At 71.0% G+C, this 25,007-nt stretch carries 22 protein-coding genes and 1 pseudogene; 14 read left to right on the top strand and 9 right to left on the bottom strand.

Annotated elements, in window-relative coordinates; genetic code table 11:
• Positions 1-4: 4 nt before the first annotated feature.
• The 3 genes from ACWDZ4_RS01275 (at position 5) to ACWDZ4_RS01265 (ending at position 3,277) form a co-directional block, all read left to right on the top strand.
• A complete protein-coding gene (locus tag ACWDZ4_RS01275) occupies positions 5-937 on the top strand; it encodes an amidohydrolase family protein (RefSeq protein WP_451506382.1) in 933 nt (310 codons plus the stop codon).
• Between the two features lie 146 nt (positions 938-1,083).
• On the top strand, positions 1,084-1,824 hold the full coding sequence (locus tag ACWDZ4_RS01270; RefSeq protein ID WP_451506381.1) for an aspartate racemase/maleate isomerase family protein: 741 nt from the start codon (positions 1,084-1,086) through the stop codon (positions 1,822-1,824).
• Positions 1,814-3,277, top strand: coding sequence for a UbiD family decarboxylase (locus tag ACWDZ4_RS01265; protein WP_451506380.1), 1,464 nt, complete (start codon positions 1,814-1,816; stop codon positions 3,275-3,277). Before ACWDZ4_RS01270 ends, ACWDZ4_RS01265 begins: the two co-directional genes overlap by 11 nt.
• Positions 3,278-3,306: 29 nt before the next feature.
• Here ACWDZ4_RS01265 and fabI read toward each other — a convergent pair whose 3' ends face one another.
• Together fabI and fabG are read right to left on the bottom strand one after the other, a co-directional pair.
• Positions 3,307-4,074, bottom strand: a complete 768-nt coding sequence (fabI, locus tag ACWDZ4_RS01260) for an enoyl-ACP reductase FabI (protein ID WP_451506379.1) — start codon at positions 4,072-4,074, stop codon at positions 3,307-3,309.
• A gap of 4 nt (positions 4,075-4,078) precedes the next feature.
• Positions 4,079-4,798: a 3-oxoacyl-[acyl-carrier-protein] reductase gene (fabG, locus tag ACWDZ4_RS01255; protein WP_450262635.1), complete on the bottom strand. Its 720-nt coding sequence runs from the start codon at positions 4,796-4,798 to the stop codon at positions 4,079-4,081.
• 182 nt (positions 4,799-4,980) lie between these two features.
• On the opposite strand from fabG, the gene ACWDZ4_RS01250 reads away from it, so the two are divergent.
• The 3 genes from ACWDZ4_RS01250 to tyrS all read left to right on the top strand — a co-directional run bounded on the left by ACWDZ4_RS01250 (position 4,981) and on the right by tyrS (position 9,247).
• Positions 4,981-6,504 (top strand): TldD/PmbA family protein, encoded by a 1,524-nt coding sequence (locus tag ACWDZ4_RS01250; RefSeq protein ID WP_451506378.1) that lies wholly within the window; start codon positions 4,981-4,983, stop codon positions 6,502-6,504.
• Positions 6,501-7,892, top strand: coding sequence for a metallopeptidase TldD-related protein (locus ACWDZ4_RS01245; RefSeq protein WP_451506377.1), 1,392 nt, complete (start codon positions 6,501-6,503; stop codon positions 7,890-7,892). The genes ACWDZ4_RS01250 and ACWDZ4_RS01245 overlap by 4 nt, the downstream gene beginning before the upstream one ends.
• Before the next feature lie 86 nt (positions 7,893-7,978).
• Complete coding sequence (gene tyrS / locus ACWDZ4_RS01240) at positions 7,979-9,247, top strand: tyrosine--tRNA ligase (protein ID WP_451506376.1); 1,269 nt, start codon at positions 7,979-7,981, stop codon at positions 9,245-9,247.
• An 82-nt stretch (positions 9,248-9,329) separates the two neighbouring features.
• On the opposite strand, the gene ACWDZ4_RS01235 is transcribed toward tyrS, so the two are convergent.
• Positions 9,330-9,605, bottom strand: a complete 276-nt coding sequence (locus ACWDZ4_RS01235; RefSeq protein ID WP_344490111.1) for a GlsB/YeaQ/YmgE family stress response membrane protein — start codon at positions 9,603-9,605, stop codon at positions 9,330-9,332.
• Positions 9,606-9,815: 210 nt separating this feature from the next.
• Between ACWDZ4_RS01235 and ACWDZ4_RS01230 the strand changes: the two genes are divergently transcribed.
• On the top strand, positions 9,816-10,211 hold the full coding sequence (locus ACWDZ4_RS01230) for a DUF3099 domain-containing protein (RefSeq protein ID WP_451506375.1): 396 nt from the start codon (positions 9,816-9,818) through the stop codon (positions 10,209-10,211).
• Between the two features lie 183 nt (positions 10,212-10,394).
• A complete protein-coding gene (locus ACWDZ4_RS01225) occupies positions 10,395-10,655 on the top strand; it encodes a hypothetical protein (RefSeq protein ID WP_451506374.1) in 261 nt (86 codons plus the stop codon).
• An 8-nt stretch (positions 10,656-10,663) separates the two neighbouring features.
• Here ACWDZ4_RS01225 and moaA read toward each other — a convergent pair whose 3' ends face one another.
• From moaA to ACWDZ4_RS01210, 3 genes are all read right to left on the bottom strand, one after another.
• On the bottom strand, positions 10,664-11,653 hold the full coding sequence (gene moaA, locus ACWDZ4_RS01220) for a GTP 3',8-cyclase MoaA (RefSeq protein ID WP_451506373.1): 990 nt from the start codon (positions 11,651-11,653) through the stop codon (positions 10,664-10,666).
• A 171-nt stretch (positions 11,654-11,824) separates the two neighbouring features.
• Positions 11,825-13,468, bottom strand: a complete 1,644-nt coding sequence (locus ACWDZ4_RS01215) for a solute symporter family protein (protein WP_451506372.1) — start codon at positions 13,466-13,468, stop codon at positions 11,825-11,827.
• Positions 13,465-13,830, bottom strand: coding sequence for a DUF485 domain-containing protein (locus tag ACWDZ4_RS01210; RefSeq protein ID WP_093801482.1), 366 nt, complete (start codon positions 13,828-13,830; stop codon positions 13,465-13,467). The genes ACWDZ4_RS01215 and ACWDZ4_RS01210 overlap by 4 nt, the downstream gene beginning before the upstream one ends.
• Positions 13,831-14,070: 240 nt before the next feature.
• On the opposite strand from ACWDZ4_RS01210, the gene ACWDZ4_RS01205 reads away from it, so the two are divergent.
• Complete coding sequence (locus ACWDZ4_RS01205) at positions 14,071-15,606, top strand: S8 family peptidase (RefSeq protein ID WP_451506371.1); 1,536 nt, start codon at positions 14,071-14,073, stop codon at positions 15,604-15,606.
• Between the two features lie 57 nt (positions 15,607-15,663).
• On the opposite strand, the gene ACWDZ4_RS01200 is transcribed toward ACWDZ4_RS01205, so the two are convergent.
• A complete protein-coding gene (locus tag ACWDZ4_RS01200; protein ID WP_451506421.1) occupies positions 15,664-16,257 on the bottom strand; it encodes a lysoplasmalogenase in 594 nt (197 codons plus the stop codon).
• Between the two features lie 95 nt (positions 16,258-16,352).
• Positions 16,353-17,228: a sterol desaturase family protein gene (locus tag ACWDZ4_RS01195; RefSeq protein WP_451506370.1), complete on the bottom strand. Its 876-nt coding sequence runs from the start codon at positions 17,226-17,228 to the stop codon at positions 16,353-16,355.
• Positions 17,229-17,413: 185 nt separating this feature from the next.
• On the opposite strand from ACWDZ4_RS01195, the gene ACWDZ4_RS01190 reads away from it, so the two are divergent.
• Positions 17,414-20,509: an NACHT domain-containing protein gene (locus tag ACWDZ4_RS01190; protein WP_451506369.1), complete on the top strand. Its 3,096-nt coding sequence runs from the start codon at positions 17,414-17,416 to the stop codon at positions 20,507-20,509.
• Between the two features lie 124 nt (positions 20,510-20,633).
• Here ACWDZ4_RS01190 and ACWDZ4_RS01185 read toward each other — a convergent pair.
• Positions 20,634-20,720, bottom strand: a pseudogene (locus ACWDZ4_RS01185) (VIT1/CCC1 transporter family protein); the annotation flags it as partial.
• A 121-nt stretch (positions 20,721-20,841) separates the two neighbouring features.
• Here ACWDZ4_RS01185 and ACWDZ4_RS01180 point away from each other — a divergent pair.
• The 4 genes from ACWDZ4_RS01180 to ACWDZ4_RS01165 all read left to right on the top strand — a co-directional run bounded on the left by ACWDZ4_RS01180 (position 20,842) and on the right by ACWDZ4_RS01165 (position 25,003).
• Positions 20,842-21,825 (top strand): DEDDh family exonuclease, encoded by a 984-nt coding sequence (locus ACWDZ4_RS01180; protein WP_451506368.1) that lies wholly within the window; start codon positions 20,842-20,844, stop codon positions 21,823-21,825.
• 141 nt (positions 21,826-21,966) lie between these two features.
• A complete protein-coding gene (locus ACWDZ4_RS01175; protein WP_093801476.1) occupies positions 21,967-22,200 on the top strand; it encodes a hypothetical protein in 234 nt (77 codons plus the stop codon).
• A gap of 114 nt (positions 22,201-22,314) precedes the next feature.
• Entirely contained in the window at positions 22,315-23,148 is an 834-nt protein-coding gene (locus ACWDZ4_RS01170) for an SURF1 family cytochrome oxidase biogenesis protein (protein WP_451506367.1), read from the top strand.
• Positions 23,149-23,212: 64 nt separating this feature from the next.
• Positions 23,213-25,003 carry a glycoside hydrolase family 15 protein gene (locus ACWDZ4_RS01165; RefSeq protein WP_451506366.1) on the top strand — a complete coding sequence of 597 codons (1,791 nt, stop codon included), beginning with the start codon at positions 23,213-23,215 and terminating at the stop codon, positions 25,001-25,003.
• Positions 25,004-25,007: the final 4 nt, after the last annotated feature.

Genomic DNA, 25,007 nt, shown 5'->3' with positions numbered 1-25,007 from the left:
GACCTTGATCATCGACACTCACATGCACCCGACGAACGTCGTGGACCAGGCGTGGAGGCACGACGGCGAACCGTTCACCGGTGAGCGGACGCTGGCCATGATGGACGGCCCGTACATGATCAACGGCAAGCCGCGCCGGATCGACTACGGCTGCATCATGCCCCCGCCCGGCAACAGCGTCTGGCAGGACGGGATGCGGGGCGGTCGCGAGGGCATCCGCGACTACATGGCGTACATCACCGAGCTGGTGACGACGTACCCGGACCGCTTCATCGGGAACTTCATGTACAACCCGCGCTTCGGGCCCGAGAACGGCGCGAAGGAGCTGGAGTTCCACATCAAGGAATACGGCTACAAGATGCTCAAGCTGCATGCCAACATGCACGCGTACCGGCCGGACCGGGCGCTGGACTGGCTGCGGCCGGTGCTCAGGGTGTGCGACGAGCTGGGTGTGCTGGTGCTGATCCACACGGGGGACGGGCCGTACTCGATCCCGACGCAGTTCTACCCGATCATCCGGGAGTTCCGGAACGTCAACTTCATCCTGGGGCACTTCGGGGTGCAGACCGGCGGCGTGTACTGCTTCGAGGCGCTCTACATGATCCTGGACTCGCCCAATGTGTACGGCGAGTCGGGCTGGCTGCTCCAGTCGCGGATCGTGGAGTTCGCGCAGCAGATGGAGAAGCACCAGCTGGTGTTCGGCACCGACTCCCCGCCGAACGAGCCGGGGATGTGGGCGCGGGAGCTGGAGGTGCTGTGCGGGCCGCCGCCGCAGGGGATGAACCTCAGCGAGGAGCACCTCGAGGGGTACCTCGGGAACAACGTGGCGAAGCTGCTGGGGCTCGAGCCGACGCCGCCGCCGCGCAACCAGGAGGAGGCGCAGCTGCGCCTGAAGGACACGTACGCGTCCCTGGACTCGGCTCCTTCGCGGGCGTAGCCCGCCGCCGGCCCCGCGGGGGGTTTTCCCCCGCCCGGCCCTTCCCACGACCGGGGCTCCGCCCCGGGCCCCGGCCCTCGAGCGCCGGACGGGCTGACTTCTCAAGCCAGTCCGGCGCTCGAGGGATTGAGGACACGGAGACCTTCATGCAGCGCATCGGTCATCTCACCCCCTCCACCTCCCTCGGTGTCGAACGCTGGGCCGCCCAGATCTGCAAGCCCGTAGCCATCGAGACCGCCCAGCCCGTCGCCCGCGCCGCACTCCCCGAAGTCATGAGCGGCCCCGCGATCGCGCCCTCCCAATCCGCCGAACTGACCCGCTCGGCGCAGCTGTTGTCCGACGCCGGCGTCGACGCCGTCGTCTGGGGCGGCAGCTCCACCGACCTGCACGGCGCCGCGCACGCCCGGGCCGTGGCGCGCTGGATCGAGGAAGTGACGGGCGTACGCGCGTCCACGGTCACCCTGAGCCAGCTCGACCTGCTCGCGCGCCGCGACATCGTCTCGGTGGCGCTGGTCGCGCCCGGCTGCGAGCAGACCGCGGGCCGTGTCGCGGACACGTACCTGGCGGCCGGTTTCAAGATCGCTTCGGTGACCGCGCTCGGTCTGGCCACCCCGCGCGACGCCGCCGAACTGCCGGTCTCACGGGTACGCCGCCTCCTCCTCGACGCCGACTCCCCCGACGCGCAGTGCGTGGTGGTGGCGGGGACGGAACTGCCGGTGGCGCCCGTCGCGGCGCTGGTGGAACGGGAGCTGGGGAAGCCGGTGTACGACGGGGCGCGGGTGGCGATCCGTACCGGGCTGGAGCTGCTGGGGCTGACAGTCGGCGCACCGGAGTGGGGCGAGATGTTCGGCGTACGCCAGCACGCCGGGATCTGCTGTGACCACTGAGATGTCCCCGTCCCGGCCCCAGCCCTGTCCCCAGTCGCAGGCCCAGTCCCAGTCGCAGGCCCAGTCCCAGTCCCAGTCCCAGGACCTGAGGGTCTTCCTCGCGGAGTACGCCGCCCGCCACCCCGCCGACGTGCTGACCCTCGACGCGAAGATGGACGGCGAGGACGTGGCGGCCCTGGCCGTGGAGCTGGCGGCGCGCGGCCGGGACGAGATGCTGGTGTGCCGGAACATCAACGGGCTCGGCACCACCCTCGTCACCAACGTCTTCGCGTCGCGCCGGCGGATCGCCCGGCTGCTCGGCACCGGACCGGCCGGTCTGCACCGCGCGTACCAGCGGGCGTCCGCGCGCCGCCGCGCGCCGCGCGCCGTCACGGACGGACCGGTGCTGGAGGTGGTGGAGTCCGGCGCGGCCGTGGACCTCACCGCGCTCCCCCTCATCCAGCACTTCGCGTCGGACCGGGCGCCGTACATCACCAGCGGCATCATCACGGTGGAGGCCCCGTCGTACGCCGCCGGCGCCGGCCGCTCGGGCAACCTCAGCTACCACCGCTCGCTGGTGCACAGCCGCACCGAACTGGCCACCAGCCTGCACTCGCGCGGCCACCTGTGGCAGCTGCTGCGCCTCGCCGAGGAGCACGGGGAGCCGCTGCCGGTGGCCATGGTGGTGGGCGCGCACCCGCTCTTCATGCTGGCCGCCTCCGCCCGGGCCGGCGCGGACACCGACGAGCGGACCGTCGCGGGCGGGCTGTTCGGGGCGCCGCTCGACGTCGTACGCACACCGGTGTACGGGATCGGGGTGCCGGCCAGTGCCGAGATCGTCCTGGAGGGGGTGATCGACCCGGCGCGCAGGGCCGAGGAGGGGCCGTTCGGGGAGTTCTCCGGCTACTCCTCCGACCGCTCCACGAACAACGTCCTCACCGTGGAGACGGTCCTGCGCCGACGGGACGCGATCCTCCTGGACGTCGTCGGCGGCAACACCGCCGAGCACCTCAACCTGGCCCGCGTACCGCGCGAGTCGGAGATGGCCCGGAAGCTGATGGACCGCTTCCCGGAGGTCGCGGCGCTCCACTACCCCACCTCGGGCACCCACTTCCACGCGTACGTGGCGATGCGCGCGAGCCGGCCGGGGCAGGCCCGGCAGATCATGCTCGGGCTGCTCGGCTGGGACCCGTACCTCAAGACGGTCGTCGCCGTCGACGAGGACATCGACGTCACGCGGGACTCCGAGGTCCTGTGGGCGATGGCCACCCACCTCCAGCCGCACCGCGACGTGTTCATGGCCGACGGCCTGCCCGGCAGCCCCCTCGACCCGTCTTCGACGGCGGACGGCACGACGTCCCGGATGGCGCTCGACGCGACCCGGGGCCCGGACTTCGACGGCGTACGCATCCGGATCGACCCGGAGCGCACGGAGGCCGCGCGCCGTCTGCTGGACGGTCGCGCGGCTTCGTGAGAGCCGGCCGGGGTGACGCGTGACCGCGGTTACGCGCCGATCGCGTGCAGGCCGCCGTCGACGTGGATGATCTCGCCCGTCGTCATCGGGAACCAGTCGGAGAGCAGCGCGACGACGCCGCGGCCGGCCGGCTCCGGGTCGGACATGTCCCACTTCAGCGGGGAGCGGTTGTCCCAGACGCCCGCCAGCTCCGAGAAGCCGGGGATGGACTTGGCGGCCATGGAGGCGAGCGGTCCGGCGGAGATGAGGTTGCACCGGATGTTGTCCGGGCCCAGGTCGCGGGCGAGGTAGCGGGAGGTGGCCTCCAGCGCGGCCTTGGCCGGGCCCATCCAGTCGTACTGCGGCCAGGCGAACTGGGCGTCGAAGGTGAGGCCGACGACCGAGCTGCCGCTGCCCATCAGGGGGCGGCAGGCCATGGTGAGCGACTTCAGCGAGAACGCCGAGACGTGCATCGCGGTGGCGACGGACTCGAAGGGCGTGTTGAGGAAGTTGCCGCCGAGCGCGTCCTGCGGGGCGAAGCCGATGGAGTGCACGACGCCGTCGAGGCCGCCGAGTTCCGCACGGACCAGGCCTTCGAGCCGGTCGAGGTGCTCGGTGTTGGTCACGTCCAGCTCGATGACCTTGGCCGGCTTCGGCAGCTTCTTCGCGATGCGCTCGGTCAGCGTGGGACGGGGGAAGGCGGTCAGGATGACTTCGGCACCCTGTTCCTGGGCCACCTTGGCGGTGTGGAAGGCGATGGAGGACTCCATCAGCACACCCGTGACGAGGATGCGCTTGCCGTCGAGGATTCCACTCATGTGATCAGTGACCCATGCCCAATCCGCCGTCAACCGGGATGACGGCTCCAGTGATGTACGACGCGGCGTCGGAGGCGAGGAAGCTCACCGTGGCGGCGATCTCCTCCGGCTGCGCGTAGCGGCCGAGCGGCACCTGGGCGACGATGCCCTGGCGCTGCTCGTCGCTGAGCGCCTGGGTCATGTCGGTGTCGACAAACCCGGGCGCGACGACGTTGAAGGTGATGTTGCGCGAGCCCAGCTCACGGGCGAGGGAACGCGCGAATCCGACCAGACCGGCCTTGGAGGCGGCGTAGTTCGCCTGCCCCGCCGACCCGAGGAGCCCGACGACCGAGGAGATCAGCACGACCCTCCCCTTCTTGGCGCGCAGCATGCCGCGGTTGGCGCGCTTGACGACCCGGAAGGTGCCGGTGAGGTTGGTGTCGAGTACGGACGTGAAGTCCTCCTCGGACATCCGCATGAGGAGCTGGTCCCTGGTGACGCCGGCGTTGGCCACCAGCACCTCCACCGGACCGTGCTTCTCCTCGATTTCCTTGTAGGCCTGCTCCACCTGCTCGGTGTCGGTGATGTCGCACCTGACGGCGAGGCAGCCGAGTTCGGCGAGGGCGGCCGGCGGTTCGCCGGAGCGGTACGTGAACGCGACCTTGTCGCCGGCTTCGGCGAAAGCGCGGGCGATGGCGAGGCCGATGCCCCGGTTTCCTCCGGTGACGAGAACCGAGCGGCTCAACGGATCACCCTTTCGATAGCGGTCTGGTACCGACCGAAACTATCGGTACCGGACCGCTTACGGGGAATCGGGGCCTGACAGCACCACGGAGAAGTCACTGTCGGGTCCCTACAGAAAGCGGTGGGCAACAGGTGGCCGGGCGCGACATGATTTGCGGACCGGTCCCGACGACAGGAGTCTCTGTGCCTCATTCCATCGACGAAGCGTTCACGGCGCTGCCGCTGCGCGCGCTCGCCGACGCGGCGCTCGCGCGCGCCCGCGCGCTGGGTTCCGACCATGCCGATTTCCGCTTCGAGCGGGTGCGCAGCGCGTCCTGGCGGCTGCGCGACGCCAAGCCGTCGGGCTCCTCCGACACCACGGACCTCGGGTACGCGGTACGGGTGGTGCACGGCGGCAGCTGGGGTTTCGCGTCCGGGGTGGACCTGAGCATGGACGCCGCCGCGCGGGTCGCGGGCCAGGCGGTGGCGATGGCGAAGCTGTCGGCGAAGGTGATCAAGGCCGCCGGGTCCGACGAGAGAGTGGAGCTGGCGGACGAGCCGGTGCACGCGGACCGGACGTGGGTCTCGTCGTACGACATCAATCCGTTCGACGTGGCCGACGGGGAGAAGTCGGGGCTGCTCGCCGACTGGAGCGCCCGGCTGCTGGCGGCCGACGGCGTCGCGCACGTGGACGCCTCGCTGCTGACCGTGCAGGAGAACAAGTTCTACGCGGACACGGCGGGCACCGTCACCACGCAGCAGCGGGTGCGGCTGCACCCGCAGCTGACCGCGGTCGCGGTGGACGCGACGACCGGCGAGTTCGACTCGATGCGGACAATCGCGCCGCCGGTCGGGCGCGGCTGGGAGTACCTGCTGGGGACCGGCTGGGACTGGGACGCCGAGCTGGCGGAGATCCCGTCGCTGCTCGCCGAGAAGATGCGCGCGCCGAGCGTCGAGGCGGGCACGTACGACCTGGTGGTGGACCCCTCGAACCTGTGGCTGACCATCCACGAGTCGATCGGGCACGCGACCGAGCTGGACCGGGCGCTGGGCTACGAGGCGGCGTACGCCGGGACCTCCTTCGCCACCTTCGACCGGCTCGGGAAGCTGGCGTACGGCTCGCCGGTCATGAACGTGACGGGTGACAGGACCGCCGAGCACGGGCTGGCGACCGTCGGTTACGACGACGAGGGCGTCGAGGCGCAGTCCTGGGACCTGATCAAGGACGGGACGCTCACCGGCTACCAGCTGGACCGGCGCATCGCGAAGCTGACGGGCCTGGGGCGGTCGAACGGCTGCGCCTACGCCGACTCCCCCGCCCATGTGCCGGTGCAGCGCATGGCGAACGTGTCGCTCCGGCCGGACCCGGGGGGCCTTTCGACCGAGGATCTGGTCGGGGGCGTCGAGCGCGGCATCTACGTCGTCGGCGACCGGTCCTGGTCGATCGACATGCAGCGCTACAACTTCCAGTTCACCGGGCAGCGCTTCTTCCGGATCGAGAACGGCCGGCTCGCGGGCCAGCTGCGCGACGTGGCGTACCAGGCGACGACCACCGACTTCTGGGGCTCGATGGAGAAGGTCGGCGGCCCGCAGACGTACGTGCTCGGCGGTGCCTTCAACTGCGGCAAGGCCCAGCCGGGCCAGGTCGCGGCCGTCTCGCACGGCTGCCCCTCGGCCCTGTTCCGCGGCGTCACCATCTTGAACACCACGCAGGAGGCCGGCCGATGAGCCGCACAGTCAAGCCGTACGAGACCGTCGAGCGGGCTCTGGAGCTGTCCACGGCCGACGGCTGCGTGGTCATCGCCGACGAGGACTCCTCCGCCAATCTGCGCTGGGCGGGCAACGCGCTCACCACGAACGGCGTCACGCGCGGGCGCACCCTCACCGTGATCGCGACCGTCGACGGGGCACGGGGGACGGCGGCCGGTGTGGTGTCGCGGTCGGCCGTCACCGCCGACGAGCTGGAACCGCTGGTACGGGCCGCCGAGGCCGCCGCGCGCGCCGCCGGCCCCGCCGAGGACGCCCAGCCGCTGGTCTCCGGGGTGCCCGCCTCCCCCGACTTCACGGACGCGCCCGCCGAGACCTCGTCCGGTGTCTTCACCGACTTCGCGCCCGCCCTCGGCGAGGCCTTCGCCCGCGCCCGGGCCGGCGGCCGTGAGCTGTACGGCTTCGCGAACCACGAGATGACCTCCACCTACCTCGGTACGTCGACGGGTCTGCGCCTGCGTCACGACCAGCCCAACGGCACGCTGGAGATCAACGCCAAGTCGCCGGACCGTACCCGTTCGGCCTGGGCCGGGTACTCCACGCGGGACTTCACGGACGTGGATCCGGCCGCCGTCGACGCCGAACTGGCCAAGCGCCTCGGCTGGGCCGAGCGCCGGATCGACCTCCCGGCCGGGCGGTACGAGACGCTGCTGCCGCCGACCGCCGTCGCCGACCTGCTGATCTACCAGCTGTGGTCCGCGGCGGCCAGGGACGCCGCGGAGGGCCGCACGGTGTTCAGCAGGCCGGGCGGGGGGACCAGGGTCGGCGAGACGCTGTCCGAGCTGCCCCTGACACTGCGCAGCGACCCGAACGCGCCGGGCCTGGAGTCGGCGCCCTTCGTCGTCGCGCACACCTCCGGGGACGACTCGTCGGTCTTCGACAACGGGCTGCCGCTGACCGCCACGGACTGGATGCGGGACGGGCGGCTGGAGCACCTGGTCACCACCCGGCACAGCGCGGGACTGACCGGGCTGCCGGTGGCCCCGGCGATCGGCAACCTGATCCTGGACGGCGGGGGCGGGCGCTCCCTGGAGGAGATGGTCGCGGACACCGAGCGCGGCCTGCTGCTCACCTGCCTCTGGTACATCCGCGAGGTCGACCCGGCGACGCTGCTGCTGACCGGGCTGACCCGGGACGGTGTCTATCTCGTCGAGAACGGGGAGGTGACGGGCGAGGTGAACAACTTCCGGTTCAACGAGTCGCCGGTCGGCCTGCTGTCGCGGGCCGCCGAGGCCGGGCGCAGCGAGAAGACGCTGCCGCGCGAGTGGGGCGACTGGTTCACCCGGGCCGCGATGCCGTCGCTGCGCGTCCCGGACTTCAACATGAGTTCGGTCAGCCAGGGCGTGTGACGCCCATACACTGGCCGGAAACGATCCGCATCGACACCGATGAAGCGTCGAAACCAGTCGAAGCACATCCGAGGAGAGACAAGACCGTGACGGACATCGTCGACGACCTGAAGTGGCGCGGGCTGTTCGCCCAGTCCACTGACGAGGACGCACTGCGCAAGGCGCTCGCGGACGGTCCGGTCACCTTCTATTGCGGCTTCGACCCGACGGCGGCGAGCCTGCACGTGGGGCACCTCGTGCAGGTCCTCACCGTCCGCAGGCTCCAGCAGGCCGGGCACCGGCCGATCGCCCTGGTGGGCGGGGCCACCGGCCAGATCGGTGACCCGCGGCCGACCGCCGAGCGCACGCTGAACGATCCGGAGACGGTCGCGGCCTGGGTGACGCGACTGCGCGCCCAGATCGAGCCCTTCCTGTCCTTCGAGGGCCCGAACGCGGCCACCATGGTCAACAACCTGGACTGGACCGCGGGGATGTCCGCGATCGAGTTCCTGCGGGACATCGGCAAGCACTTCCGGGTGAGCAAGATGCTCGCCAAGGACTCGGTGGCCCGGCGGCTGGAGTCCGACCAGGGGATCAGCTACACGGAGTTCAGCTACCAGCTGCTCCAGGGCATGGACTTCCTGGAGCTCTACCGGCGCCACGGCTGCACGCTCCAGCAGGGCGGCAGCGACCAGTGGGGCAACCTCACGGCGGGTCTCGACCTGATCCACCGCCTGGAGCCGGGCGCCGAGGTGCACGCGCTGGCGACGCCGCTGATGGTCAAGGCGGACGGGACGAAGTTCGGCAAGTCCGAGAGCGGGGCCGTCTGGCTCGACCCGGAGATGACGACGCCGTACGCGTTCTACCAGTTCTGGCTGAACGTGGACGACCGGGACGTCTCGCCGTACCTGCGCATCCTCAGCTTCAGGAGCCGCGAGGAGCTGGAGGAGCTGGAGAAGCTCACCGAGGAGCGTCCGCAGGCCCGTGCCGCCCAGCGTGCGCTGGCCGAGGAGCTGACGACGCTGGTGCACGGCGAGGAGCAGTGCGCGGCGGTCGTCGCGGCGTCGAAGGCGCTGTTCGGCCAGGGCGAGCTCACCGGGCTCGACGAGGCCACGCTGGGCGCGTCCCTGTCCGAGCTGCCGCACGCCAAGGTCGCCGGGCTCGGATCCGTCGTGGACCTGTTCGTGGAGGTGGGACTGGCGCCGAGCAAGTCGGCGGCCCGCCGCACGGTCAAGGAGGGCGGGGCCTACGTGAACAACGTCAAGGTCGCCGACGAGGACGCCGTACCGGCGGTCGAGGACCTGCTGCACGGCCGCTGGCTCGTGCTGCGGCGCGGCAAGAAGAACCTGGCGGCGATCGAGGTCGCGGCCGGCTGAGTCACTTGCGCGGCGGGAAGCGGCCGGGAGCGTGGTTCCACGCTCCCGGCCGCTTCTCCGTGCGCGCGTCCGCGCACCGTGCTCAGGTCCGCTGTTTCTTGCCCTTCATCGATGCCCAGAGCATGTCGCCGAGTCCGACGATCACCACGGCGCCGATCAGCTGGAGCAGGTGCCGGATCCAGTCGACCCCCTTGGTGTCCTCGACGCCGATCCCCGCCGCGACAGCGTTGCCGACGATGCTGCCGAGGATTCCGAAAATTACCGTCAACCACAGCGGGATCTGCTGCTTGCCCGGGATGATCGCTTTGGCGAGCAGACCCAGGACCAGACCCACGATGATCGCCCACAACCAACTCATGTCGCCTCCTCGTGCGGCGCGGTGTGCGCATGTCCGCCCAGTTTCGGACAACCGCCCGTACGGCGCATGTCGGACAGGTCCATACGTGGCCCGTCGGTGGCCGGGTGTCCGGGCCGGGCACGCCCCGCTCTCGAAGGCGGCGGAGTACCGGCGTACCGTGGAGGGGTCCGGTCAGGGAGCGACCGGCGCGGAACCGGGTGGTGGAACGTGATGCGGAAGCACAACAGCGCCGAGGTCTTCCGGATCACCGGTGCCCGGCAGGGACTGACCGACGACGTGCGAGGCCGGCAGCGTCGTTACGTCATTTCGATGCTGGTGCGGACCGTCGCGGTGATCCTGGCCGCGACCTTGTGGAACGTGGAGCGGCACGTCGCGGTCGTGGCCCTGGCACTGGGTCTCCTCCTCCCGTACATCGCCGTGGTCATCGCCAACGGGGGCCGGGAGAACGCCTCGTCCCTGCCCTCGGTCCACCTGCCGACACCCGTACGGCCGGCCCTGGAGGCCCGTCCCGAACCGGCCGACGCGGAACCCGGGCCGGCCGACGCGGAACCCGCACCGGAAGCGGCGGACCAGGCCCGCGAGCAGGAGCGGCACGGCCGGAGCTGATCCCGGGCGGCTCTCAAAGCTCAATAAAAGCTCAGATCAATCATGAAGTTCCGGTGCACCGCACCCTGGGTCGCGTGACATACTTCGTAGGCGCTCCGCATCCCCCGTCGGAGCGACGGACCGACGCCGGGCAGCTCCCCCCGTGGCTGCTCGGCGTCGTTTTTTTGACCTAGGGTTGAGTGCGTGAACTCCCCTGATCCCTTTCTTTTCCCCGGTTCGGCAGACGTCGGCGCCACCGTCTGCTCCGCCAAGGGCTGCCGCTCCGCCGCCGTATGGGTGCTCGCCTGGAACAACCCGAAGCTGCACACGCCGGAGCGCCGCAAGACGTGGCTCGCGTGCGAGGAGCACCGTGAGCACCTCTCCCAGTTCCTCGGCGTACGCGGCTTCCTGAAGGACGTCGTGACGCTGGAGGAGTGGGAGAGCCCCGTCGCCGAAGGCGACTGATGAACGCTTCAGCCTCCGATGGCTGACATCGGCCGGTCGGGCTGCAGGAAGGACGGGTCGTCGAGGCCGGAGCCCGCCTTCTTGCCCCACATCGCCAGCTTCCAGAGCCGGGCGATCTCCTCGTCCGGGGCGCCGGAGCGCAGGGCGCCGCGCAGGTCCGACTCCTCGCGGGCGAACAGGCACGTGCGCACCTGACCGTCGGCGGTGAGCCTGGTCCGGTCGCAGGCCCGGCAGAACGGACGCGTGACGGAGGCGATGACGCCGACGCGGTGGGGGCCGCCGTCGACGGTCCAGCGCTCGGCCGGAGCCGAGCCCCGCTCGTCCTCGCCCTCCGCGGTGAGCGTGAAGCGTGTACGCAGGGACTCCAGGATGTCACCGGCGGTGATCATGCCGTCGCGCTTCCAGCCGTGCTGGGCGTCGAGCGGCATCTGCTCGATGAAACGCATCTCGTAGTCGTTCTCGACGGCCCAGGCGAGCAGGTCGGGGGCCTCGTCGTCGTTGAGCCCGGGCATCAGTACGGCGTTGACCTTGACCGGGGTCAGGCCCGCGTCGCGGGCGGCCGCCATGCCGTCGATGACGTCGTGGTGGCGGTCGCGGCGGGTGAGGGTCTTGAAGACGTCGGGGCGCAGGGTGTCGAGTGAGACGTTGACCCGGTCCAGGCCGGCCGCCTTGAGGGCGGTGGCGGTGCGCTTGAGGCCGATGCCGTTGGTGGTGAGGGACATCTTGGGACGCGGCGCGAGTGCGGCGCAGCGCTCGACTATGCCGACCAGCCCCGGGCGCAGCAGCGGCTCTCCGCCGGTGAAACGCACCTCGGTCACACCGAGGTCGGTCACGGCGATGGAGATCAGCCGCACGATCTCGTCGTCCGTGAGCAGATCCGGCTTGGCCAGCCACTGCAGACCCTCTTCGGGCATGCAGTACGTACAGCGCAGATTGCAGCGGTCGGTGAGCGAAACGCGCAGGTCAGTGGCAACACGGCCATAAGTGTCGATAAGCATCCTCGGCCCCCTCCCCGATCCGGAATTCGTCTGTCTCGAACACTGTCGAGCCTACGCGACACCTCTGACAACACGAGGGGCCCGATACCACGAGGAGCGGTGTGGCCGCGTCGTACGACTCTACGACGCGGCCACGGGGGCACAGCTGTGGGAAAAGGGCCGCCGGTGCGCTCAGTGCGCGCCGATGCCGGTGAGCGACTTGACCTCCAGCTCCGCGTACTTGCCCTTGTCCGGCTCGTCCTTGGACAGTACGGACCCGGCCCAGCCGAGCAGGAAGCCGAGCGGGATCGAGATCAGTCCGGGGTTCTCCAGCGGGAACCAGGCGAAGTCCACGCCCGGGAACATCGAGGTGGGCTTGGAGGAGACGACCGGCGAGAACAGCACGAGGCCCACGGACGCGGTCAGACCGCCGTAGATGGACCACAGGGCGCCCTGCGTCGTGAACTTCTTCCAGAACAGGCTGTAGAGGATCGTCGGCAGGTTGGCGGACGCCGCGACCGCGAAGGCCAGGGCGACCAGACCGGCCACGTTCAGGTCGCGGGCGAGCGCGCCCAGCGCGATGGAGACGACGCCGATGGCCACGGTCGCCCAGCGGGCGGCGCGCACCTCTTCCTTCTCGGTGGCCTTGCCGCGCCGGATGACGTTGGCGTAGATGTCGTGCGCGAACGACGACGAGGACGCCAGGGTGAGGCCCGCGACCACCGCGAGGATGGTGGCGAAGGCGACCGCCGAGATCACGGCGAGCAGGATCGCGCCGCCGGTCGAGCCGGCGCCGCCGCCGATCTCCAGGGCGGCCAGCGGGGCCGCCGTGTTGCCCGCCTTGTTGGAGGCGATGATGTCGCCGGGCTTGAGCAGGGCCGCGGCGCCGAAGCCGAGCACGATGGTCATCAGGTAGAAGGCGCCGATGATGCCGATCGCCCAGTTCACCGACTTGCGGGCGGCCTTGGCGGTGGGGACCGTGTAGAAGCGGATCAGGATGTGCGGCAGGCCGGCGGTGCCGAGGACCAGGGCGACGCCGAGCGAGATGAAGTCGAGCTTGGAGGTCCCGGTGGCGCCGTACTTGAGGCCGGGCTCCAGGAACGCCGAGCCCTTGCCGCTGTTGGAGGCCGCCGTGCCGAGCAGGTCGGAGAGGTTGAAGTTGAACTTCAGCAGGATCAGGAAAGTGATCAGCAGGGTGCCGGCGATGAGCAGGACGGCCTTGACCATCTGGACCCAGGTGGTGCCCTTCATGCCGCCGATGGTGACGTACACGATCATCAGGAGGCCGACGAGGGCGACGATCAGGATCTTGCCGGCGTCGCTGGTGATGCCGAGGAGCAGCGAGACCAGTACGCCCGCGCCCGCCATCTGCGCGAGCAGGTAGAAGATCGACACCACGATGGTGGAGGTGCCCGCGGCGGTGCGCACGGGGCGCTGGCGCATGCGGTACGCGAGGACGTCGCCCATCGTGTAGCGGCCGGAGTTGCGCAGCGGCTCGGCGACGAGGAGCAGCGCGACCAGCCAGGCGACCAGGAAGCCGATGGAGTAGAGGAAGCCGTCGTAACCGAAGAGGGCGATGGCGCCCGCGATGCCGAGGAAGGAAGCGGCGGACATGTAGTCGCCGGAGATGGCGAGGCCGTTCTGGAAACCGGTGAACTGGCGGCCGCCCGCGTAGAAGTCGGAGGCGCTCTTGGTCTGACGGCCCGCCCATACCGTGATGAAAAGGGTGGCGACCACGAAAAGGCCGAAGAGGGTGATGATCAGCGGCCGGTGCTCGCTCGCGTCACCGGCGGCGGCGAGCCGGACTGTGGCCGCCGTGGTCAGCGCGGTGCTCATGCGTCGCCCTCCATACGGGACTTGATCGCCTCGGACTTCGGGTCGAGCTGCGTGGCGGCATGACGCGAGTAGAACCAGGCGATGAGGAAGGTGGTGACGAACTGGGCCAGGCCCAGGACGAGAGCCACGTTGATGTTGCCGAGGACCTTGGTGCCCATGAAGCCGCCCGCGTAGTTGGACAGCAGGACGTACAGCAGGTACCAGGCGATGAAGGCGATGGTCAGGGGGAAGGCGAAGGAGCGGTGGGAACGGCGCAGTTCACCGAACTCCGCGCTCTCCTGCACCTCGACGAACTCTTGTGTCGTGTGCCCTGTTCGGATCTGGCCCGTGCCGCCCTGGGGCGGTGGTGCATCGGTTGCCACGGATTCTCCTCGCGACGCGGGTTCGGCTGGGACGGTCAAGGTGACCTCGCTGGTGGGGGAAGTGGTGGTGCTCGTCTCCCTGTCAACGGCACGGACCGCACGACGTCTCGGTTCGGTATCCGCCATTTCTTTTCCCCACGCATTGATCCGCACGTGTGATCGGCGCTAGCTTCACTCGTCATGTACCCGCCCCTGCGCATCCGCGCGAGGGGCGGCTCTCACGGATGATGTGGAGAACCCATGGCTCATCTGGGATCCAGACGGCAGCGCGCACTGGCTCTGCCCGTCGGACTGGCTCTCACGGCTTCGCTCGGCTTCCTGCCCGGAGCGGTCGCTTCGGCCGCACCGCTGGACGAACCCGCGGCGGCGGCGACCGCCACCGGGCCGAAGATGTCGTACGTGGTCAACACCAAGGGCGGCCACGGTACGAGCGCTTCGGTGAAGCGGGCGATAGCCAGGGCCGGCGGGACGGTGGTGAAGGCGTACGACCAGATCGGCGTCATCGTCGTCCACTCGCAGAACCCGGACTTCGGCCAGCAGATACGCAGGGCCAAGGGGGTGTCCTCGGCGGGCGCGACCCGTACCGCCCCGCTCACGCCGGTCGGGATCACCGAGGAAGGCACCACGCAGAAGCTGTCCGCGGCCGAGGCGTCGAAGGCCGCCGCGGCGGCGGCACCCGGTCAGGAACCGCTGGAGGCCAACCAGTGGGACATCCGTGCCATCGGCGCGGACAAGGCCGCCGAGGTCAACGACGGCAGCAGCAAGGTCACCGTCGGCGTGATCGACACCGGTGTCGACGACACCCACCCGGACCTCGCGCCGAACTTCTCCAAGTCCCAGTCGGCCAACTGCGTGGGCGGCGTGGCGGACTCGTCGGAGGGCGCCTGGCGTCCGTACACCGACGGCAGCGACCACGGCACGCATGTCGCCGGTACGATCGCCTCTCCGCGCAACGGACTCGGCATCGCCGGTGTCGCGCCGGGCGTGAAGCTGGCGGGCATCAAGGTCAGCGAGCCGGGCACCAGCCTCTTCTTCACCGAGGCGGTCGTCTGCGGCTTCGTCTGGGCCGCCGAGCACGACATCGACGTGACGAACAACAGCTACTACGTCGACCCGTGGATGTTCAACTGCAAGGACGACCCGGACCAGAAGGCCCTGCTGGACTCCCTGACGCGCGCCACGCAGTACGCGGAGCGCAAGGGCGCCCTGAACGTCGCGGCGGCGGGCAACTCGGACTTCGACCTGGCGGCCGACGAGATCCTCGACGACTCCAGCCCCAACGACACCACCCCCGGTGACCGGATCATCGACCCGTCCGAGTGCCTGGACGCGCCGACCCAGCTGCCCGGTGTCGTGACGGTCACCGCGACGGGCGACAAGAACGTCAAGTCGTACTACTCCAGTTACGGGTACGGCGTCGCCGACGTCGCGGCTCCCGGCGGCGACAAGTGGCAGATCCCGGCCACGCCGGACGCCAACGGCCGGGTCCTGTCGACCGTCCTGGGCGGCGGGTACGGCTACAAGCAGGGCACCTCGATGGCCACCCCGCACGTCGCGGGCGTCGCCGCGCTGCTCAAGAGCGCGCACCCGAAGGCGAGCCCCGCGCAGCTCCAGCGCCTGCTCAAGAAGCAGGCCGACAACCCGGGTTGCCCGAGCCATGTCTACGACTCGGCCGGCAACTGGGTCGAGGCCACCACGTGTGAGGGCGGCAAGAACTACAACGGCTACTACGGCGCCGGCATCGCCGACGCGCTGGACGCCGTGACGGAGAAGTAGAGAACGCTGCACGCGTGCGCGGGCCGCCCGGTCCTCTTCGGTACCGGGCGGCCCGCGTCATGCTGTTTCCTGCCGCCCCAGCACCCCTGTGACCAGCAGGTACTGCGCGGCCGCGTAGGTGAGCATGACCCAGAAGCCGGGGGCGGGCAGCTGCGGCCATCCGGCGACGCCGGTGGCGATGAGGGTGTCGGAGAGCAGGAAGAGCGCGCCGCCGAGCCCGGCGTACAGGCCGGTTGCGCTCGCGCGAAGCGCCATGAGGGTGAGCAGCAGGCTGTATCCGGCGACCGGGACGCGCAGTTCGGCGGGGAGGCCGGGCCACAGGAGGGCGACGGTGGCGACGAGGGCGGCGGCGTACCCGGCGCCGAGCGCCCTGGACGTACGGCCGCGCCGGAACAGCACGAGATAGCAGACGTGTCCGGCGGCGAAGCAGCCCATGCCGGCCATGAAGGCCCAGTCGGCCCCGGCGAGCAGGAACACGTCGCCGCCCCAGCCGAGGAGCAGCGCGAGGACCAGCGTGCGCGGTGCGCCGCGCACGGCCGCGTACGCCGCGAGCAGCGGCATCAGCAGCGGCTTGGCGATCATGTGGCCGGAGTCGGCCCCGGCCACGAGGGAGCCGAGGTCCGCGAGGACCGCGACGGCGAAGGCGGCCAGGAGCCCCCGGCCCGGGGCCGCCCCGTCGACCCCGTCGGCAGCGTCGACCCCGTCGGCAGCGTGGGAACCGGCGCCGGCGGCGTCCGTACCGGCGCTCACGCGGTGGTTTCCCGCGCCTGCCCGGTCACTCCCGGCTCCGCCGGGCGCGGCTGCCAGCCGGGGCCGCGGAAGATCCGGCCCGCGCGCTCGCGCCAGGTGGCCGCCGCCCGTACGTCGCGGGCGATGGCGGCGTACTCGTGGGTCGCGACGCGCAGCGGATTGTAGGTCTCGATGTTCTTGGTCAGGCCGTAGACGGGCCGCTCGGTCTCGGCCGCGAAGGAGCCGAAGAGCCGGTCCCAGACGATCAGGATGCCGCCGAAGTTCCGGTCCAGGTAGCCGCCCTGGGAGGCGTGGTGGACGCGGTGGTGGGACGGCGTGTTCAGGACGTACTCGAAGGGGCGCGGCAGTGTGCCGACCCGCTCGGTGTGGACCCAGAACTGGTAGACGAGGTTCGCGGACGAGCAGAACGCGAGCGCGGCCGGGTGCACGCCGCACGCGATCAGCGGCAGGTAGAACGGCCAGACGGTGAGGCTCGTCCAGGGCTGGCGCAGGGCGGTGGTGAGGTTGAACCTGCGGCTGGAGTGGTGGACGACGTGACAGGCCCACAGGATGCGGACGACGTGGTGGCCGCGGTGGGACCAGTAGTAGAAGAAGTCCTGGGCGAGCAGCATCAGCGGGACCGTCCACCACAGGAGGGGGACGCGGGCGGGCGTCAGCTCGTACACCGCCATGTAGATCGCGACAATCGGGATCTTCCAGAGGAAGTCGAACGCGATGCTGCCGAGCCCCATGCCGACGCTGGTGACGGCGTCCTTGGTCTCGTAACCGGCGGCGTCCTCGTCGGGATGCAGGCGGTAGCTCACGATCTCGACGACGGTGAGCAGGACGAAGGCCGGTATCGACCACAGCACGACATCGGGCAGGTTCGGCATGCCCGCACGATAGAGGTGGCGCCGAGGGCTCGGCTAGGGGTTGTTACCGACAAGTATGTGAGACGGCTTGTCAGCGGGAGGCGAAGTACGGAATCACACCCCTGCCGCTGGGGGTGTTCCGCATACGATGCTGGTCCGCCGACGCCTACGCACTCCTGCCCCGCCTACGCCGTGGAGGAACACCCTTGCAGGGCCTCGAAGTTGTCCTCGTCCGGCTCGCCGGCACGGTCGCCGGGGCGGCGGCCAGGTCCCTCCTGGTCCCCCGCCCCGGTGCGGGCCTGGTCGGCGCGCCCCTGCGCCCGCTGCCGGGCCCGGCGAGCCCCGGCCGGCTCGCGAAGGTGCTCGGGCGCCGGCTGTCGGAGTCGTACGCGGGGCTCCCGGAGGCCGAGCGGCTGGCGGCGGCGGACGCGGTGCGGGACGCGTTCGAGGCGGCGGGCGAGATCGGTCCCGAGCGGCTGTTCGCGGTGGACCTGGATCCGGCGCGGCTGGCTGCCGGGCTGCGGGGGCCGGCCGCCGGACTGAGCGCGCGGGGCGAGGAGCTGTACGAGGAGCTGCTGGGCCTGTGCTGCGCGCACCTGGTGGAGCAGCTGACGGCGCACCCGCACTTCCCGGCGCGGGCCGCGGTGGAACAGGTGCGGGCGGCGGGGCGTGCGCGGGAGCTGGTGGAGGACGTACAGGCGCGGGTGGGGCGGCGTCCGGACGCTGAGGCACTGGCCTTCGAGCAGCGGTACGCGGACTTCGTGGCCCAGACGCACGGACGGCTGGAGCTGTTCGGGCTGACGCTGGGACGGTCGGGGAGCGAGTGGCCGCTGGACACGGCGTACATCAGTCTGGCGGTGAGCGGGGACGGCGGACCCCGGCCCGATGTCATGGGGCCGGGGGCGGCGCAGGGCTCGGTCAAGGCCGAGCAGGCACTGGCCGGCGCGGACCGGCTGCTGCTGCGGGGTCCCGCCGGGGCGGGCAAGAGCACGCTGGTGCAGTGGCTGGCGCTGAACGCGGCGCGGCGCAGTTTCCCCCGGGAGCTGGACGACTGGAACCGGTGCGTGCCGTTCGTCCTGCGGCTGCGGGCCTTCACGTCGTCCGGCGCCCTGCCGATGCCGGAGGACTTCCTGCGGGCGGCAGGGGTGCCGCTGCACGGGTCCGCCCCCGCGGGCTGGGCGGAGTCGCTCCTGGCACAGGGGCGGGCACTGGTTCTCGTCGACGGCGTGGACGAGGTGCCGATGCGGCTGCGGAGCCGTACCGAGGCGTGGCTGAAGGCCCTGATCGCGGCCTTCCCGCAGGCGCGGTACGTCGTGACGACGCGGCCGTCGGCGGTGCCGGAGGACTGGCTGGCGGGCCAGGGTTTCGTGGCGCACTCGCTGTTGCCGATGGAACGGGAGGACATCCGCGCGTTCGTCGCGCACTGGCACGACTCGGCGCGGCGCGCGTGCCTGTCCGACGCGGAGCGGGAACTCCTCGGCACGTACGAGGAGTCGCTCGTCCGGGCGGTCACGACGCGCAGGGACCTGGGGCGGCTGGCGACCAACCCGCTGATGTGCGCGGTGCTGTGCGCCCTGAACCGCGACCGCCGGATGCAACTTCCCCGCGCCCGCAAGGAACTGTACGACGCGGCGCTGGACATGCTGCTCGTACGGCGGGACACCGAACGGGAGATCTCGGGTGTCGAGGGCGTCGACCTCACCCGCGAGGAGCAGACGGCGCTGCTCCAGCGGCTCGCGTACTGGCTCGTCCGCAACGGCCAGGTCGAGGCGGAGATCGCCGACGCCGTGGAGATGGTGACGGAGTGGCTGTCCGCGATGCCGCAGGTGCGGGGCGCGCCGGAGCAGGTGTTCTCGCACCTGCTGATCCGCAGCGGGCTGCTCCGTGAACCGTCGCCGGGCGCCGTGGACTTCGTACACCGCACCTTCCAGGACTACCTGGGCGCGAAGGCGGCGGTGGAGGCGCGCGACTTCGGGGTGCTCGTACGGAACGCGCACGACGACCAGTGGGACGACGTCGTGCAGATGGCGGTGGGGCACGCGCGCGTGGAGGAACGGGCGCGGCTGCTGCGGCAGTTGATGCGCCGCGCGGACAAGGCCAAGCGGTGGCGGCACCGGCTGGTGCTGCTGGCGGCGGCGTGCCTGGAGCACGCGCCGGAGCTGGATGCGGCGGTACGGGCGGAGGTGCAGGCCCGGACGGAGGAGTTGCTGCCGCCGAAGAGCCTCGACGAGGCGGAGAAACTGGCCAAGGTGGGCGAGCTGGTGCTGGAGGTGCTGCCGGGGCCCGAGGGACTGGACGAGAACTGCGCCCAGGCGGTCGTGCGAACGGCGGGGCTGGTCGGGGGGGATGCGGCGATGGAGGTGATCGCCAGGTTCCGCGACGACCCGCGTTTCCCCGTCACCTTCGAAGTGTCCAACCAGTGGGGCGCGTTCGACACGAAGGAGTACGTGGACACGGTGCTGTCGGGTGCCGCTCTGCCGGAGACGTATCTGAAGGTCCGCACCCCGGAACAGGTGGCCGAGCTTCCCAGGCTGCGTCACCTCACGTATGTCCGACTCGAAGGTGAGCACGGAATCCCGCCGGAGATCACCGGTCACACCTGGCTGGAAGCGCTGTTCTTCAACAAGGACCCCGGACTGAGCGATCTGGCCCCGCTGGCGTCGCTTCCGCACCTGGGATCGCTCGGCTTCGACGAGTGCCAGTCGGTGACGGACCTCGGGCCGCTGCGTCACCTGCCGCTCCACCAGCTGTATCTCGCACGACTGACCGAAGGGCTGTCCCTGGCTCCGCTCGCCGGACTCCCGGCGCTGCGCACCCTGGGGCTCTCCTTCTTCGTCCCGGGTGCGACCAGCGTCGGTGACATTCCGGCCGGCCCCAGCCTCAGGAGCCTCAGCCTTCTGGGAGAAGCCCGTGCGATCCGCCTCGACGGGCTCGAGCGTTGGCCCGGGCTCGAAAGGCTGTCCATCGCGGGCGACATGCAAGCCGGGCAACTGGCTGAGCACAGTCATCCGTTCCGGCTGACCCTTCTGCAGATCGTCGACCAGGGCTTCCTCGACCTCGGCACTGTGGTGCGTCACCAGGAGCTCACCACGCTGCACCTGGCCGGATGCCGGTTCGTCTCGGGCCTGGAAGCACTGCGGGATCTGCCACACCTGAGGCATCTCAGTCTGAGTGACTGCGCAGGCCCCGTCGACCTCACTCCGCTCGCCGACCTGGAAAACCTCACGATCCACACGTACCTCAATACGACGGTGCACGGAGGGGCCCTCTTCCCACCGGAGCGGCTCACCCACCACCGCTAGACCCCCGCCGCCCCCAGCAGCAGCCCCGCCCCGTGCGTCACCGCCCTCGCCGGCGCCCCGCCCGCCATGTTCCGCAGCACCGCCGGGCGGGGCCGCCCCGCGGCGGGCGCTGCCCCGGCCGGTCGGAGACGATGCCGTCGTTGGCCCCGAGCACCCCGGCGCGCAGCCGGTTCAGCCGGGAGCCGAGGCCCCCGCCGTGGGCTTCGGCATCCGTCAGGCCGGTCACCCGGGGAGGGTCTCGACCGCGCCGTCGCCGGACGCGGACCGACGCGTACCCACCGGTGGTCGCGCACCCGGGCGGCCGGGGCTGTCAGTGGAGGCCCGTATCCTCAGTGACCATGCTCGAAGACCACTCGACAGCAGTGCCGTGGCCGACCGCCTACCCGAAGGGGTACGCGGTCGTCGACGTGGAGACCACCGGACTCGCGCGCGACGACCGGATAATCTCCGCTGCCGTCTACCGGCTGGACCACCGGGGGGACGTCGAGGACCACTGGTACACGCTGGTCAACCCCGAGCGCGACCCGGGCCCCGTCTGGATCCACGGACTGACCAGCGATGTGCTCGCGGACGCCCCGCTGTTCCCGGACATCGCGGCCGAGCTGTCCGAGCGGCTCGACGGCCGGGTGCTCGTCGCGCACAACGCGATGTTCGACTGGTCGATGATCGCCCGGGAGTACGCACGCGCCGAGCGCACCGCGCCCGTCCAGCAGCGGCTGTGCACCATCGCGCTCGCCAAGGAGCTCCGGCTCCCCCTGCCCAACCACAAGCTGGAGTCGCTGGCCGCGCACTTCGGCGTCGTACAGCAGCGGGCGCACCACGCCCTCGACGACGCGCGCGTGCTCGCCGAGGCGTTCCGCCCGAGCCTGCACGCGGCGGCGCGGGACGGGGTGCGGCTGCCGCTGCTCGAATGCCGGCCGCTCACCGAGTGGTCGGACGCGCCCCCGGCCCCCCGGGCCGGCTACCAGCCGTCGTACCGGGGAGCGGGCGGCGCGAGCTGGCGCCCGTCGCGCAAGCGCCCGGCCTGCCCGTACCCGAACCCCGGGCGCTACGAGCCGGGCAAGCTGCTCCGGCAGGGGATGCGGGTGGCGTTCTCGGGTGACACGTCCGTGGACCGCGAGCTGCTGGAGGACCGGGCCGTCGAGGCGGGGCTGCACATCGCGACGAGCGTGTCCCGGCTCACCAGTCTGCTCGTCACCAACGATCCCGGCTCGGCCACGTCCAAGACGGTCAAGGCCAAGGCGTTCGGCACCCCCGTCGTCGACGAGGCCGCCTTCACCCAGTTGCTGCGGGACGTGGTCGCGGCCGAGGTGTAGGTCCTGCGGCACGGGCAGGTCCCACGGCACGGGGGGGAGCAGGTCCCACGGCAAGGCCGGGTCCCGGCAGACGGGTGATTGGTACGCGACTCGCCCGCCGACCGCTCGCGAGCCGCCGCCCGGCGTCCCACCCTGTGGCGCATGGCACGTTGTGAAGTGTGTGGAAATGACTACGGCATGTCGTTCGAAGTGCACGCGCAGGGCGCGGTGCACGTCTTCGACTGCTTCTCCTGCGCCATCCACAGGATGGCACCGATCTGCGAACACTGCCGGGTCCAGATCATCGGCCAGGGCGTGGAGGCCGAGGGCCGCTGGTTCTGCAGCGCGCACTGCGCGCGCGCGGAGGGGAAGGTGGGCATCGTCGACAAGGTCTGACGATCCGACGCCGCGACGCGCGGCCGTCGCACAGCCGCGGCGCACATGCGGGGCTCGCCCCCGGCGGGTGACCCACCCGCCGGGGAGCACCGCGCGCCAGGTAACGTCAAGGACGTGTACCGCTTCCTGTTGTCCCGGCAGTGGGTGATCCTCACCCTCCTGATGCTCGTCCTCATCCCCACCATGGTGGAACTGGGATTCTGGCAGCTGCACCGGCACGAGCACCGGGTCGCGCAGAACGAGCTGATCTCCGGCAACCTCAGGGCCGAACCCCTGCCCGTCGGTGACATCACCTCCCCCGGGCACACCGTTCCGCGCGCCGACTACTGGCGCCGGGTGACCGCCACCGGTACGTACGACACCGCGCACGAAGTCGTCGTACGCCGCAGGACCGACGCCGACGACCAGGTCGGCTTCCATGTCCTCACTCCGCTGATCATGGACGACGGCCGTGCCGTCCTCGTCAACCGCGGCTGGGTCCCCTTCGGCGCCGACCAGCAGGCGTTCCCCGAGATCCCGGCCGCCCCCGAGGGGGAGGTAACCGTCACCGGGCGCCTCAAGGCCGACGAGACGACGGCGGGCAGCGGCATCAAGGACCTGAGCGGCCTGCCGCCCCGCCAGGTCATGCTGATCAACAGCGAGCAGCAGGCGAAGACGCTCTCGCGGCCCGTCCTCGGCGGTTACATCGAGCAGACCGAGCCCGTCCCGGCCGGTCCGAAGCCGCAGCTCGTGCCCGAGCCCGACGCCGACTCCATCGGCCCGCACATGGCGTACGCCGTGCAGTGGTGGCTCTTCGCCGCCGCGGTGCCGGTCGGCTGGATCGTTCTCGTACGCCGCGAACTGCGCGACCGCGCCCAGGCCGCCGAATCCGGCGGGGCGGACGGGTCCGGCGGGGCAGGTGGGCCCGGCGGAGGGGCGCCGGCCGAGCCCGCCACCGCCGACGCCTGAACCGGCGTCCGCCGTTCAAACGGATACGGCTTAATGCCGTCCCCCCGTGGGAACACGAGTGTGCGTGACCCAACTCATCGAGGACTACGCGCTCATCGGGGACCTGCAGACCGCGGCACTGGTCGGCAGAGACGGTTCCATCGACTGGCTCTGCCTGCCCCGCTTCGACTCGGCCGCCTGTTTCGCCGCGCTGCTCGGTGACGAGGAGAACGGACACTGGCGCATCGCCCCGTCCGGCGGGGGCCCCTGCACGCGCCGGTCCTACCGGGGGAACAGCCTCATCCTGGAGTCGGTCTGGGAGACCAGCTCCGGCACGGTCAAGGTCACCGACTTCATGCCGCAGCGCGACCGGGCCCCCGACGTCGTACGGATCGTCGAGGGCCTCTCGGGCGCGGTGTCGATGCGCTCCACGCTCCGATTGCGCTTCGACTACGGCAACGTCGTGCCGTGGATGCGCCGCTCGAACGGCCACCGGGTGGCCATCGCGGGGCCCGACTCCGTCTGGCTGCGCTGCGACGCCACCGACCGGGTGAAGACCTGGGGCCAGCAGTACACCACCTACTCGTCGTTCACCGTCGCCGAGGGCGAGAAGGTCGCGTTCGTCATGACGTGGCACCCGTCGCACGAGCCGCAGCCCGACTTCATCGACCCGTACGAGGGCCTGGAGCACAGCCTCCACGACTGGGAGGAGTGGGCCGCCCGCTGCCAGTACGAGGGCCCGTACCGCGAGGCCGTGCTGCGCTCCCTCATCACCCTCAAGGCGCTCACGTACGCCCCGACCGGCGGCATCGTCGCCGCCCCCACCACCTCCCTCCCGGAGGAGATCGGCGGCGTACGCAACTGGGACTACCGCTACTGCTGGCTGCGCGACTCCACCCTCACCCTCGGCGCGCTCATCGCCGCCGGCTACACCGAAGAGGCCGGGGCCTGGCGCGACTGGCTGCTGCGGGCGGTCGCGGGCGACCCGGCCGACCTGCAGATCATGTACGGGCTCGCCGGTGAGCGCCGGCTTCCCGAGACGGAACTGCCGTGGCTGGGCGGGTACGAGGGGTCCAAGCCCGTCCGCACCGGCAACGCGGCCGTCGACCAGCTCCAGCTCGACGTGTACGGCGAGGTCATCGACTCCCTCCATCTGGCGAGAGCGTCGGGCCTGGCCCCCAAGCCGCAGGCGTGGAACCTCCAGCTCAGCCTGCTCGGCTTCCTGGAGTCCAACTGGCGCGAGCCGGACGAGGGCCTGTGGGAGGTCAGGGGGCCGCGTCGGCACTTCGTGCACTCCAAGCTGATGGCGTGGGTCGCGGCCGACCGCGCCGTGCGCGCCCTGGAGGAGGATCCGGCGCTGCCCGGCGACGCGGACCGGTGGCGGGCGATGCGCGACGAGGTGCACCGGGAGGTCTGCGAGAAGGGGTACGACCCCGAGCGCAACACCTTCACGCAGTGGTACGGCTCCACCGCACTGGACGCCGCCACGCTCCTCATCCCCCGGACCGGCTTCCTGCCGCCGGACGATCCGCGGGTCGTCGGGACGGTCGAGGCGGTGCAGTCCGAGCTCGGTCACGGCGGTTTCATCCGTCGCTACAGCACGGACGACCGCACCGTCGACGGACTGCCGGGCGACGAAGGAACCTTCCTGGCCTGCTCGTTCTGGCTGGTCGACGCGTTGCGGATGACGGGCCGGACGAAGGAGGCCCGGGAACTCTTCGAGCGGCTGCTGACGCTGCGCAACGACGTGGGGCTGCTCGCCGAGGAGTACGACCCGGTCTCCGGACGGCAGCTCGGAAACTTCCCCCAGGCGTTCAGCCACATCGGGCTGGTGGGGTCCGCCCTCGCCCTCGACCGCACGGAGACGGCAGGATGACCCC

The sequence above is a fragment of the Streptomyces sp. NPDC003016 genome (genome assembly GCF_053591455.1).
The sequence above is the reverse complement of the archived record's forward strand: the minus strand, read 5'-3'. Positions and strand labels throughout refer to the sequence as shown.

What these genes read in the sequence shown, in the direction of transcription:
- ACWDZ4_RS01270 (WP_451506381.1), top strand. Translation starts at nt 1,084, where the DNA reads ATGCAGCGCATCGGTCATCTCACCCCCTCCACCTCCCTCGGTGTCGAA.
- fabI (WP_451506379.1), bottom strand. Translation starts at nt 4,074, where the DNA reads ATGAGTGGAATCCTCGACGGCAAGCGCATCCTCGTCACGGGTGTGCTG.
- ACWDZ4_RS01245 (WP_451506377.1), top strand. Translation starts at nt 6,501, where the DNA reads ATGAGCCGCACAGTCAAGCCGTACGAGACCGTCGAGCGGGCTCTGGAG.
- ACWDZ4_RS01235 (WP_344490111.1), bottom strand. Translation starts at nt 9,605, where the DNA reads ATGAGTTGGTTGTGGGCGATCATCGTGGGTCTGGTCCTGGGTCTGCTC.
- ACWDZ4_RS01230 (WP_451506375.1), top strand. Translation starts at nt 9,816, where the DNA reads ATGCGGAAGCACAACAGCGCCGAGGTCTTCCGGATCACCGGTGCCCGG.
- moaA (WP_451506373.1), bottom strand. Translation starts at nt 11,653, where the DNA reads ATGCTTATCGACACTTATGGCCGTGTTGCCACTGACCTGCGCGTTTCG.
- ACWDZ4_RS01215 (WP_451506372.1), bottom strand. Translation starts at nt 13,468, where the DNA reads ATGAGCACCGCGCTGACCACGGCGGCCACAGTCCGGCTCGCCGCCGCC.
- ACWDZ4_RS01205 (WP_451506371.1), top strand. Translation starts at nt 14,071, where the DNA reads ATGGCTCATCTGGGATCCAGACGGCAGCGCGCACTGGCTCTGCCCGTC.
- ACWDZ4_RS01195 (WP_451506370.1), bottom strand. Translation starts at nt 17,228, where the DNA reads ATGCCGAACCTGCCCGATGTCGTGCTGTGGTCGATACCGGCCTTCGTC.
- ACWDZ4_RS01175 (WP_093801476.1), top strand. Translation starts at nt 21,967, where the DNA reads ATGGCACGTTGTGAAGTGTGTGGAAATGACTACGGCATGTCGTTCGAA.